Origin of the sequence: Mariniflexile sp. HMF6888 (genome assembly GCF_044335535.1) — a bacterium.
Classification (GTDB): domain Bacteria; phylum Bacteroidota; class Bacteroidia; order Flavobacteriales; family Flavobacteriaceae; genus Mariniflexile.
In genome coordinates this window covers 577090-589587 of the sequence record NZ_JBIQVZ010000002.1, presented here as the reverse complement: position 1 = coordinate 589587, position 12498 = coordinate 577090, and the positions used below count along the sequence as shown (strand labels likewise).

General features: G+C 36.0%; 9 protein-coding genes. 3 read left to right on the top strand and 6 right to left on the bottom strand.

Features of this window, described 5'->3' with window-relative positions; all coding sequences use genetic code 11:
• Positions 1 to 7: 7 nt before the first annotated feature.
• The 3 genes from nagB (at position 8) to ACGLWY_RS07765 (ending at position 2987) form a co-directional block, all read left to right on the top strand.
• A complete protein-coding gene (gene nagB / locus ACGLWY_RS07775; RefSeq protein WP_396619113.1) occupies positions 8 to 1936 on the top strand; it encodes a glucosamine-6-phosphate deaminase in 1929 nt (642 codons plus the stop codon).
• A gap of 26 nt (positions 1937 to 1962) precedes the next feature.
• On the top strand, positions 1963 to 2142 hold the full coding sequence (locus ACGLWY_RS07770) for a hypothetical protein (RefSeq protein ID WP_396619112.1): 180 nt from the start codon (positions 1963 to 1965) through the stop codon (positions 2140 to 2142).
• Between the two features lie 209 nt (positions 2143 to 2351).
• On the top strand, positions 2352 to 2987 hold the full coding sequence (locus ACGLWY_RS07765) for a sugar-binding protein (RefSeq protein ID WP_396619111.1): 636 nt from the start codon (positions 2352 to 2354) through the stop codon (positions 2985 to 2987).
• Positions 2988 to 3404: 417 nt separating this feature from the next.
• On the opposite strand, the gene ACGLWY_RS07760 is transcribed toward ACGLWY_RS07765, so the two are convergent.
• From ACGLWY_RS07760 to ACGLWY_RS07735, 6 genes are all read right to left on the bottom strand, one after another.
• Entirely contained in the window at positions 3405 to 4664 is a 1260-nt protein-coding gene (locus tag ACGLWY_RS07760; protein WP_396619110.1) for a glycoside hydrolase family 105 protein, read from the bottom strand.
• Positions 4665 to 4724: 60 nt separating this feature from the next.
• Positions 4725 to 6308 carry an Ig-like domain-containing protein gene (locus ACGLWY_RS07755; protein ID WP_396619109.1) on the bottom strand — a complete coding sequence of 528 codons (1584 nt, stop codon included), beginning with the start codon at positions 6306 to 6308 and terminating at the stop codon, positions 4725 to 4727.
• A gap of 226 nt (positions 6309 to 6534) precedes the next feature.
• A complete protein-coding gene (locus ACGLWY_RS07750) occupies positions 6535 to 8586 on the bottom strand; it encodes an alpha/beta hydrolase (RefSeq protein ID WP_396619108.1) in 2052 nt (683 codons plus the stop codon).
• Between the two features lie 983 nt (positions 8587 to 9569).
• Positions 9570 to 10331, bottom strand: coding sequence for a transcriptional repressor AgaR (gene agaR, locus ACGLWY_RS07745; protein WP_396619107.1), 762 nt, complete (start codon positions 10329 to 10331; stop codon positions 9570 to 9572).
• Positions 10332 to 10578: 247 nt separating this feature from the next.
• A complete protein-coding gene (locus tag ACGLWY_RS07740; RefSeq protein ID WP_396619106.1) occupies positions 10579 to 11406 on the bottom strand; it encodes a ketose-bisphosphate aldolase in 828 nt (275 codons plus the stop codon).
• On the bottom strand, positions 11403 to 12359 hold the full coding sequence (locus tag ACGLWY_RS07735; protein ID WP_396619105.1) for a carbohydrate kinase family protein: 957 nt from the start codon (positions 12357 to 12359) through the stop codon (positions 11403 to 11405). Before ACGLWY_RS07735 ends, ACGLWY_RS07740 begins: the two co-directional genes overlap by 4 nt.
• Positions 12360 to 12498: the final 139 nt, after the last annotated feature.

Here is a 12498-nt window from a genome sequence, read left to right as displayed (position 1 = left end):
AAGAACAATGTTAAAGAGCACTATAGATAAGGCCACAGGATTTGAAAAACGGTTTGAAAACATTGGAACAGTCGTTTTTGAGAACTCAGCTTTAGCATCAAAATCAGTAGCCAAGGAAATAGCAGATTTAATATGGGTAAAACAAGCCCAAAAACAACCCTGTATATTGGGATTGGCAACGGGGTCATCTCCAAAAGGATTATATGCTGAATTAGTAAGGCTGCATAAAGAAGAAGGCCTGAGCTTTAAAAATGTGGTGTCGTTCAATTTGGATGAGTATTATCCAATGGAGCCAGATTCCATAAACAGCTATGTACGGTTTATGAAGGAGCAACTGTTTAATCATGTAGATATCTTGCCAGAGAACTATCATATCCCAGATGGTACTTTAACCAAAGAAGCTATTGCAGATTATTGTAATATGTATGAAGCAAAAATAGAGGCATTAGGGGGGATTGATTTGCAAATACTTGGGATTGGGGGAAATGGCCATATTGGTTTTAACGAATCGGGATCTTTGCAAAACTCAAAGACCAGGTTGGTGGCCTTGGACCATATCACAAGAGTGGCAGCGAGCCATGACTTTTCAGGATTGCACAACACGCCCAGGACGGCCATTACGCTAGGGATCAAAAAAATCATGGAGGCCAAGCGGGTCATACTGTTGGCCTGGGGAGAAGGCAAATCAAACATTATAAAAGCTTCTGTTGAAGGAACGGTAACCAGTCAGGTCCCGGCCTCTTATCTGCAAGAGCACAATAATGCCACATTCGTTCTGGATCAAGCAGCGGCAGCAAAATTGACCAGGGTCAATAGTCCTTGGTTGGTCGAAAAGATAGAGTGGACCGACAAGCTTATCAGAAAAGCCGTGTTGGGTCTAGCTTTGCACTTAAACAAGCCTATCTTGATGCTGACCGATGCCGACTATATAGAAAACGGGATGAGCGATCTGTTGGCGGATTCAGGGCCTGCCTATGATATCAACATAAAGATATTCAACAAGCTACAAAACACCATAACAGGATGGCCGGGAGGCAAGCCCAATGCCGATGACAGCAAACGGCCAGAACGGGCAGAGCCGGCCAGTAAGCGCGTGCTTATTTTCAGTCCGCATCCAGATGATGATATCATCAGTATGGGGGGCACTTTTAAAAGACTTCAAGAGCAAGGTCATGAGGTGCATGTTGGCTACCAGACCTCGGGGAACATAGCAGTGGCAGATGATGAGGCACTGCGGTTCGCAAGCTTTGTGTGCGATTACAATGAAAAGTTCGATATAGAGAACAAGGAGGCAATGGGCATCTATAAAAAGGCCATGGAATTCCTAAGGAATAAAAAGTCCAGCGAAATCGATATTCCGGAAGTTAGGTACATCAAAGGATTGATCAGAAAGGGAGAGGCAGAATCAACCTGTCATTATATAGGTGTTCCAGACGATCAAATTCATTTTATGGAGTTGCCGTTTTATGAAACTGGCACCATAGAAAAGAGACCATTGGGAGAAGAAGATATCCGGATAACCATGGACCTTATTGAGAAAATCAAGCCCCATCAGATATATGCAGCAGGTGATTTACAAGACCCACATGGTACCCACAAGGTTTGTTTGGACGCTATCTTTGAAGCGGTAAAGCGGTTAAAACCCAAAAAGTTCATGAACGACTGCTGGCTTTGGCTTTATAGGGGCGCATGGCAGGAATGGGGCATTGACGAGATCGAGATGGCAGTGCCTATGGGTCCTGACCAGGTACTGGAAAAGCGCAAGGGGATATTCAAGCACCAATCTCAAAAAGATGGTGTGGTATTTCAAGGAGCGGACAGTCGGGAGTTCTGGCAACGTGCTGAGGACAGGAATAAAGAAACGGCAGATTTGTACGATCAATTGGGTTTGTCCCGTTATGCAGCCATGGAAGCTTTTGTAAGGTGGAAGTATTAGGTAATATAAATGGCAAAGAAATTTCCATGGCTAAATCAAATAGTTTTAAACTGGTAAAAGAAGTGGAAGTTAAAAACGTAGAAGCGTACTATATGTTTATTAACTGGGTGGTAGATGAATTTAATTTGTACCTTATGAATGAATCCGAAATATTGAAAGTGTATTTCCCTAACGGATGGTTTACTATTAGCGGTTTTAAAACGTAAGACAGAGGTGTCAATTTTGAAATTAAAATTAAAGGAAAATCAAATCAACCTGTAAAATATTGATAAACATATTATTATATATTTATGAACGTGTTAAAACTATTCAAGAATCAAAGTAGAAACAATTAAAACGGAGTTCTGTTGCATCTGATAAAATATTTCAATAACCTAAAATTGTTCTTAAGTATAATTCTAATTCTAGAATAGAAGTGAAAGCATATAATGTAATTAAGATTCCTTTAAATCAATTAATTATTACAGGAAAAGCCGATAGTCATTTATGGAAAAAAGCTTATGTTTTAAATGATTTTCATTCTCCTTGGGAAGAGATTAAGAATACAGAAACCAAATTTAAAGCCTTATGGGATTGTAATTTTTTATTTTTTTGCTTTGAGGTTTTGGATGATAACATATATGTAGATAAAGCAGATAACAGTTTTAATAGTATAAATAGGTCTGATAGGGTTGAGTTGTTTTTTCGATCAAATGCATCTCTTGATCCGTATTATTGTCTAGAAATTGATCCAACACCTAGAATAATGGATTTCAAGGCTTACCCAAATAAGAATTTTGATTTTAATTGGAATTGGCCTAAGGAAAATTTGATTGTGAGATCCAGTTTTAATTCCAAAGGGTTTTGTATTGAAGGGAAAATAAGCATGGCTTCTTTAAAGAAATTAAATTTATTACATGATAATATGATAGAAACAGGCATTTATAGGGCCAAATACCATAAATCGGAAAAATCGGTTTATGAGCCAATTTGGTTAACATGGGTTAATCCAAGTACAGAAACACCAAATTTTCATATAGCATCCTCATTTGGTATCTTAAAACTTGAGTAAATTGTTTTTTATCTTATTTAATGTTTTAATAACTATAAAACTTAAAACTGCTGGCCTTCTCCCAAATTTAGGTTTCCCAAAAAGGGAATAAAATTATGAGAATTTATTTTGGTTCACTTCTGCATCTTTTTATGTGACCGCTTTGAAAACCAGGAAAATTATTTATACTATTATTCTTTAAAATTAAATTAAAAATTCATTCTAAGTATACGTTGCTAATTTTGTTTCTAAGCATGTTTGGCAGACGTCCTAAAATGGTCTATCCTTCTTAGAAAAAGGAAAAACTTTAAATCAATTTTAAGAAAAATTGAAAAAAGGTTCGACTTTCATAAAGTCGAACCCTTAAGGGTATTAACCCAAACTAACAAAAATTAACTTATGTGGAGTACTTTCTTAATACCATTAAAAAAGATTGTATTACCATTGGTATGGGATACCGTTTTTATGAAGTTTTATTATTTCACAACCTGCCAATAAAACAGCTCCAATTCCATGAATATCGTTTAGCGGTCTCTTTCTTTGGTAGTAATAATATGTGGCAGTGTTTTCGGCAGTACCCTGACTTACATCTTCAATTTGTCCATCTGGAGTAATTTTTGTTTCCAAACCTCTCCATCCTTGGGCAGCAATATAAGCATATCTTTTGTGAATCCATCCTTCATTGACAGCCTTTGCTATAGCATATGTAAACATAGCTGTGCAAGATGTTTCTAAAAAACTATTTTCCTTATCCAACAATTGATGCCAAAGTCCAGAAGCGTCTTGATATCTGCTTAGTCCAACAATTTGTCTTGTAAGTAGTGAGATCAATGTATCCCTTTTGGGATGGTCTTTTGGTAATCTTTCAAGCAAATCTACCTGTGCCACCAAAGTCCAACCATTAGCACGTCCCCAATGGGCTGCACCATGTTGTTTTGTGTCATCATACCAGATATGATAAAAAAGTTTAGTATGTTCATCCCAAAGATTTTTATTGAATAAAATAACTTGATTGGCAGCTTCATCAAAATACTTATTCTCGCTGGTCAAAACTCCCATTCTTGCTAAAAAGGGGATGCTCATATACATGTCGTCTGCCCAAACTTTCATTTCCTCAGGTGTGCGGCTTAGTGTGCCGTCCTCTAGGCGGTATTCCTTGTTCATAATGTAATCTGCAGCAATATCTATATATTCACGATATCGTTTCTGTGGAGCATTACGATAGTTGGAAATAATTCCGGCACCCATAGCACCGCAGTCATCCAACATATTTAATCTAAACTTTTGGCTCATGCCTTTTCCACAAACCCCTGCATTATATTGTTTCCTGAAATAGTTATCATGATCAAAACCGAAGCTCACATTTTTTTTCACATACTCGGTATACTGCTGATCTTTGAAAGTTTCTGCCATTTTTAGGAATGCAATATTCAAGACACCATTATAATATTTCCATTCATTATAAGGGCTTCTTACAATATAATCACCGCTTATGGGAAGTTGGTCGGAACTTTGGAAGGATTCATGGGTTTCCTTGTTAATAATTTCAAAAGAGGTATTGTCCACTACTTTACTGGCTATGTTTCTCAGTACTTTCTCTATGTTATACACAGGGTCAGGATGTATAGATTGACCTGAAACAGGTAGTAAAGATGATACGAAAAATACAATCACATATGTTATTTTTGCTACTTTCATAAATTGGAATTAGTTAATGCCTTAACATTATTTTATAAATAAACTTAAATAACCCTAGGTCTATTCTACTGTTATTGTCTTTCTGGTTACTTTGTCTCCTTGATATATGTTAATTATATATAGGCCTTCCTTAAATAGATTTCTAGGGATTTTAATACTTTCTGTATTGACGTCGACGTTGTATATTAATTCTTGTCTAAATAAAGAACGGATAATTATTTTTGAAGGACTTGAGGAATCCAGGTCAATGGAAAGGTCTCCATTCTTAAAAGGAACAGGGTAAACCTTGATATTCTCATTTTCCAATTTATTTTGGTCTTGAACATTTACATAACTCTGATCTGTAAAGGCCCCATCACTGGTAGTTACGGTAATAATAGCGCTTCCAGGAGAGATAGCTTTGACCTTTCCATTTTCGTCAACAATTGCCACCAGCGTATCACTTGACTTCCAGGTTGCACTTTTGTAATAAACATCAAAGGGCAATATTTTAACTCTCAATTGTCGGCTCTCGTTGGGTCTTAGATTTAGAACTGTTGGTGTTACTTGTATCCTTTTAACGTTTTTAACTAACTCATCGGCACCTATATCATAACCCTTGCCAAATGGCCTTTTTTGTTGGTCAATATCAACTAAAACCTCAGCTAAGTCCTCGCCTTTATCTACAAGCAGCTTCATATTCTCTTCATTGTTTTTCAAATGCAAGTCTCCTGCTTCATAGTCTACAAAACCATTTGTTGGAAAATCTTGAATATTAGAAGACAATTCTCCCGAAGCATCATTTCTTAACTCAATGGCTGCATTACAGAGGTTGTTTTTTATGATTGCATTTGTGCCCACAAAACGATATTCTATTGAAAAAGGGTAGTTTTCGCTTACTACAGTATTATTATATACTTTGACCCCATTGGCATTCTCCAAGCCAATACCTACATCTCTGGTGGTATGCACCATATTATTCTTGATAACCCCAATGCCATGACCTCGATCGCCTAGGCCAAAACCTATTCCTCTGTCACAATTAGTGATTAGATTCCCTTCTACCAATGTATTTTCGGCATTACTCCAAAAATGAATAGCATGTTCAGCTAAATTGTTTTCAGGACTTACTATATCTCTAAATACATTATCCTTGACTATCCAATTTTTTCCTGCGTGACAATCTATTCCTCCAATATACCATTGTGGGCCAATACCTGCAGAATATTCAAAAGAACAATAGCGAATGATTCCATTATCTCCTGTAATATTAGGGTTCGAACTGCTGTACGATACTTTTACCATTTGTTGATAAGTGTCTACAAAACGAACGTTATGAGCCAAAAAGTTATCTGCATCCGCATCACCTTTTACCTGAATGGCATGCGTTGTTACCCATCCCAAAGTAACATTGGCGATTGTTATGTTGTCTGCAAAGATTTGGAAAACTGAACTAATATTGCCATTCATTCCTTTTCCTTTAATTATTACATCATCTCTATTGCCGGTCTTACTCCTTATCGTAATGTTATCTTTAAATAAACCTAAACCGAACGTAATCCAACTTACATATGAAGTATCATATTCATAGGTTCCTGAATCTAGAATTATATCCACGTTTCCGATTGAATTTGCATAAATGATTGCATCTAAGAGGCCTTGCATATCTGAGACATTGATAATTGTACCAGAGGGTGGGGGTAATTCATCATCATGATTAAGGGAAAGCGCCCCAGCTTGTATACAAAATAGGAGGGCAATAAGCGGCAAGAGCCACTGTACGTTTTTATAATTTGGGAGCATTGACATTGAAAGTGAATTTTTTTTCATAATAAATTAGTTTAAAGATTTGTTAATGTTTCATTTGTTGTTATTTCTATTTGGGTTTTGCTTAGGGTTTGATCAACTTACAAGTGCCATTTGGAAGTAAGATTATGTCGTAATAAGCATATTCGAATTTATCTGCTGTATTTCTATGGCAATCCTTATCCATAGGCTCTGCTTGTAAAAATTCCACCTGTATTGGGATTCTTACGGGACGTGACTTTGTTGGTGCTCTGTTAAGTCTGATTTGGGCAGATAAACAATTTCTTCCCGTATTCATCTGCCTCTCATGTATTTTATCAATAAGGACATCAGGATTGTTTCTGTCGTTGAGAGGAATCACTGGGTGCCAACTTGCGATGTCTTTATCTTCTATTGTTGAAGGGGTTTGTATCCAAATAGAGAATACTTCTCCCAATTCGGCCTTTCCGTTTCCATTTCCACTCCCTTCTGAGATGAAATCACTTGAAAAAGGATTGTTCCACTCGTTCCATTTATATTGGTATAGTTTTAGTTCTTCCGTTTTTCCATCAAAAATTTTGATTTTAAAAGAATCAACCACTTTGGAAAAGTCCTTGACTACAAATTTTCTGTAATGTTCTCGGTTTTGTATAACGCCATTTATAGCTAGATTGATTTTTATAAAGCCTGTATTTTGATAATTCGGTAGAAAAGTACCCTTGCAAGCAAAAAAGGAATCGATCGTTATTTTGCTTAAGGCAGGAATGGTTACTTTCTTGGGCTGTTTGATTATCTTTAGTAAATTTTTGTTTTCTGTAGAGACAATAAAGTCTACGGTCTGCGGTGTTGCTGATAGATTGGCCACTTCAAAGGAAAATTCCTTGGTTGAATTTTTATATAGATAAAGGTTTTCGTTAATGGTATCGGTAAGTACAATAACAGGAGGCTGAAGGCCTTCTCCTGAAATACCTAACTCTTCGCCTAATCCACCTGTTGATTGGATCGTTATTCTTCCTTCGTTATTTGTTTCAATAGGTGCAGTTGTAATAGAGCCGTCTTTATATGAATATCGGGATAACATATACGCCTGGTTAGGCTTGTAAATAGGTGGGGAGGTCACGGAAATGTCAAAATTGGTGAGGCTTTTAGCCCAAGGAAGTCTCTCGCGAGTATAGATTCCCAGTCCATTTTTGGTTACATCATGTAGATATATCCATCCTTTCTCTTTCTTATCACTTGACACCTTATAGCCCCATATTTCGAAATTGGGATAAAGATTTATGAAAGAGAAGCATTCAACTGTCTGTTTCGGTTGTGAGAAATGTTTCTTGTGGAAATCGAATTGTAGATCTGCTCTTGCGGCATGGTGCATGCAAAAGTCGGCCATATAGAACTCATTTTTAAAACCACCGCCTAAATAAGTTTGATACAATTGAGTTGTGTAGTATTTGAGCCAATCTTTAGTGTTGGTAGAATGGCGAAATGGTATTCCTCTTAAATTTCTCCAAAGTTGACGAATATCAATTGTCGTAAGGTAATCGGGCTCGCCTACTTTATAATAATCAGGTGAATAACCAAATTCTGATGCACTGCTAAACAAGTGAGGATTTGTAGCTGCTACCCAAGTAGCCATTTGTCCACCCATTGAGTGTCCAGATATTGCCCTATGTTGTGGACCAACCAGAGTGTTATATCTAGTATCAACAACATCAATTAATTCCCGTATATATATTGAAAAGTTAAAACTATTGCCTTTCCAGTTATCCATCATGTGTGGAAAATATACGCCGCAATCTGTCATTCCTGGAATTTTTCCATCTACTGCAATAATAATAACATCTTTGCTTGTTGCCTCATTTTCAAAATCTGCATTATTTGGGAAATCATAATCAGGATCTTGAGGTCTATTCTCCGCTTTAGGAGGGGTTAAGCCAAAATCTTGATAAGTGTAAGGGCCATTTTTCCTGTAACTGCCTCCGCAGCCATGAAAAAAGTAAATAACAGAATATTTTTTATCTACATTTTTAGGGTCATAATTCAATGGAGTAAACACCCTAAAATATCTTGTCATTCCAAAGCATTCGCTGTAATGGCTTTCGTCGTTATAGGAAAGGGCTAAAACAGGAAATAACACTATAAATATGGCGATCTTTTTCATATTATATACGGTGCAGTTCCACCTTGTTTTGTTATAAAGTTTTATTAAGATGAAATGTTTTATATTAATTCGATTGACTGAGTAATCATCTTCATATTTTTTAACAACTTAAACTTCAATCTTTCAACAAACAGTTGTTGAAATGCAGGTAGATTTTCTAAGGGCAAAAGATTCTCTCAAATACATTTTGAAAATCTAGTGGACGCAATTACATTAAGATTTGATGCTAATATATAAAATAAACAATTAAAAACAAAATAAATGAAAATAAAATACTTTCGAAAAGTTATTAAAATGAATAATGTGATCTATATTTTGAAAATAAATTACGTATAGCTATATTATTTCAAACAAGCCATGTTTGAAAATATTAAATAAATGACTATTTATAAGTGTCTGAGAGTATTAGTTATTTATGTTTTGTGATAATATTTATTTTTATAATGATTTGTGTTTAATGCCTGAAGTTAAAGTATTCATTTGAAAAAATATTAAATAAAAGTGTATTTATTACGTTTACTTATTTTTTAATTGTTTGTTAGGGTTTTCTGTAGGGTCTGGGAATAAAAAGATTTTGTGGTGGTGGAAAGATTGGTGCACAGGTCTTAGAGGGTATAATTCGAACTGTGATGAGATGTTCTGTTGACTTCATGTATCCATTTAGTAAGGATTTTTTTTGTTTTGTAATGGATAATTATGTTTTTGATTTAAAAATAAGGGTAAATGATTGGTATTGAGTGTCGTGAATAAATAAGGGAGGCAATTTAGTGCGGTGAATGGCAGATGTTCCTTGGTCTGTTAATCATTGTTTTTAAATGAGGTGGTGCTTGGTTAGATTGCAATAGACGCGTCAGGTGAATATAAAAAAACAAGTGTAAAAAATACTGCTCTATATAGCTAGGAGCATTGGTGTGGAATTGCAGTATTTGTTAAATTCTTATGTTATTTGTTGGTAGTAGGGCGTTTGTGAATTGAATTTATGATTACTTTGCTATAATGACTTCAATGTTGTAATTTTCGAGCATTTCTCGGTCTGATTTTTCAATCTTATCGTCAGTAATGAATTTGTGAATTTTGTCAAATCCGCAAATTAATGCATGACCACGTTTTTTTAGTTTTGTTGAATCGGCAACAACAATTACTTCTTCGGAAATTTCGATCATTATTTGGTTCAAATGGGCTTCCTCCATATAATGGGTGAATACTCCTGTTTTTTGGTTGATACCGTCTATTCCTAGAAAAAATTTATTGCAGTGCATTTGTCTTAAATTTTGTTCTGCAATTGGCCCTACCAAAGACATTGAAAAATCCTTTAGGTAGCCTCCTAGCATAAGTAGCTCTATATTTTTATTATTAGCCAGGTTGTTCACTATATCCAGGGCGTTAGTTATTACGCTTAGTCGTTTGAAATGGCTAATGTTATTGGAAATCTCAATGGTAGTTGAACCTGAATCTAGTATAATACTCTCGTCTTCATGAATGAGTGAGGCAGCGGTTTTTCCTATTAGTCTTTTTGCGTCAAGGTTTATTTTTTTCTTTTCATTAACGGTAAGGACCAAATTGTTTGTTTTAAAAGCGCCTCCATGAGCTCTTATTAGTAGGTTGTTTTTTTCCAGATTGGCCAAGTCATTTCTTATGGTCACTTCGCTAACACTTAATATTTCGCTTAGTTCGGCAACGTTAACCTGACCTATTTTGTCAAGCTCTTCTAGTATTAAAGCTCTTCGCTTGGCTGTTTTGTTCATTGTTGTTTAGGTTTATTAATGTAGGATTGTTTTTTTTTTCAATGACTAGGTGTCTTCAATGTAAAATAATGTCCCTGGTGTATTGATAATCGTTGCTTAAAATTCTTTTGAAATTTTTAATGTTCGATCATTAGTTTTTTCAAATGTAATATAAATTGTGGTTTTAATTGGTATTTAATAGGGTGTGACATTGTGTTTTTTTTCAATTCGCTTGTGTATTGGTTGTACTGTTGTCTGTAAATGGCAGTTAGTCAGGCTGATTTTTTACTGCTATTAATTTTTCTTTAACCAAACTTGTTACTTGTTCTGTAGCTACGGGAAATTCTTTTCGGAGGTCAATTTCTTCATTTAAGGACAATGTTTTCTTTAAGGAGCTCATGAATATATTTTTAATTTCTGTTGCCAGGTTAACTTTGCAGATCCCTCTGGAAATGGCAGCTTGCAATTGTCGGGAAGGTACGCCAGACCCTCCATGTAGGACTAATGTGGCTGGAGTTAAAGCCGCAATGTTTGATAGGAGTTCTAGGTCTAAATGCGGTTCTTCCTTGTAAAAACCATGAGCGGTGCCAATGGCGATAGCTAATGAGTCTATTCCTGTGGCTTCGGTAAATATTTTCGCTTCTTCGGGTTGGGTAAAACCTTTGTTTATGTGGGTTTGTCCTAACTTGGCCACAAATCCAAGTTCAGCTTCAACATGAGCGCCATAATGTTCAGCTATTTTGACCGCTTCTGAAGTTATTCTTATGTTTTCCTTAAAAGGGAGTTCGCTGGCATCAATCATGACGGAATCAAATCCGGCATCCAGGCAGGACTGGATTAATTGAATTGATCCTCCATGGTCTAAATGGAGCCATCCTTCTACGCCGTACTGTTTCAAGCCTGATCTGCATAGGCTGACTGCGGTTTCTAGTCCCATATACTCAATAGAGCTTTGGGTGAGCTGCAAAATTAAAGGTTCGTTTAGGTCTGAAGCTGCCTTTAAAACCCCATGCAAAGTTTCCATATTATAGCAATTGGTGGCCAATAGACCTCTTTTTTTTTGAGTAAACAGCTTCAATTTGTCTTTAAGGTTCATTCTTGAGAATTTAAGTTTGATTTTTGGAAGTTTTTGATTTTGTTGTTTAAAGAGGTTTTGTTTTCAAATGCGGCCGTGCCTCCAGCGGAGGTTGTACTTACAGCACCGATTAAATTGCCAAATCGCAAGCATTCTTCTAAAGGGGCATCTTCAAGATACTTTTTTATAAATCCCGAATTAAAGGAGTCGCCTGCTCCGATAGAGTCTACGTGTTCAGGGTTTTTAAAGGCTGGCATTGTTATTTTTTTCTTGCCATGGATGCCAATGCAGCCTTCTTTGCCGAGTTTAATTACGATGCAGTTAGAGTAGGGTTTGATTTCGTTAATGCTGTCTTCTAGGCAAGTGGACTTGGTTAGGGACAATAACTCCTGTTTGTTGGGCATAAATACATCGACATATGGCAGGCAGGTTTTGTAATTAAAATCCCATTGTTCACTTGGGTCCCATTGGATGTCTAGTGAGGTTGTCAGCCCAATTTTCTTGGCTTTTTGGAATATATCTAAAATATTTTCTTTTAATTTTGCCTGAAGAAAAACACTTGAAATATGCATGTGTTTGTGGTGGTTCAAGGCAGACCAAGGTATATCGTGCATGGTTAGTAGTTCCATGGTGCCGCAAAAGGTGATGTTGGCTCTATCCTCTCCGTAGTTTAATATTACGGTAACCCCGGTTTTTTGATTTTTGTTTATTTTAATAAATCTGGTATTGACATTTTTTTTGTTGAGCTGTTGCAGTATAAAATTTCCGTAGAGGTCATCACCTATAATTCCGCAAAAATCCGTTTGTACACCTAATGCTGCTAAATTAGAAGCCATGATGGCAGAAGAGCTTCCGAGAACAAAATCAAAATTCTCTGCTACAATTTCCTTTCCTACAGATGGAAATCCGTGTATGGTATTTAAAATTAAATCCACATTTAACTCTCCTACTACGATTATTTTCTTTTTAAACATCTTAAATTGATTTATGCTGGTTTGGACTGTCACAGATGCCTTAATATATCTCTTTTACATAAGGTCGGTTATTGAAATATAGGTCTTAATATTTATTTTAACAAATGAAAATAGTATGTGTGTCATGACTAGTGTTTTT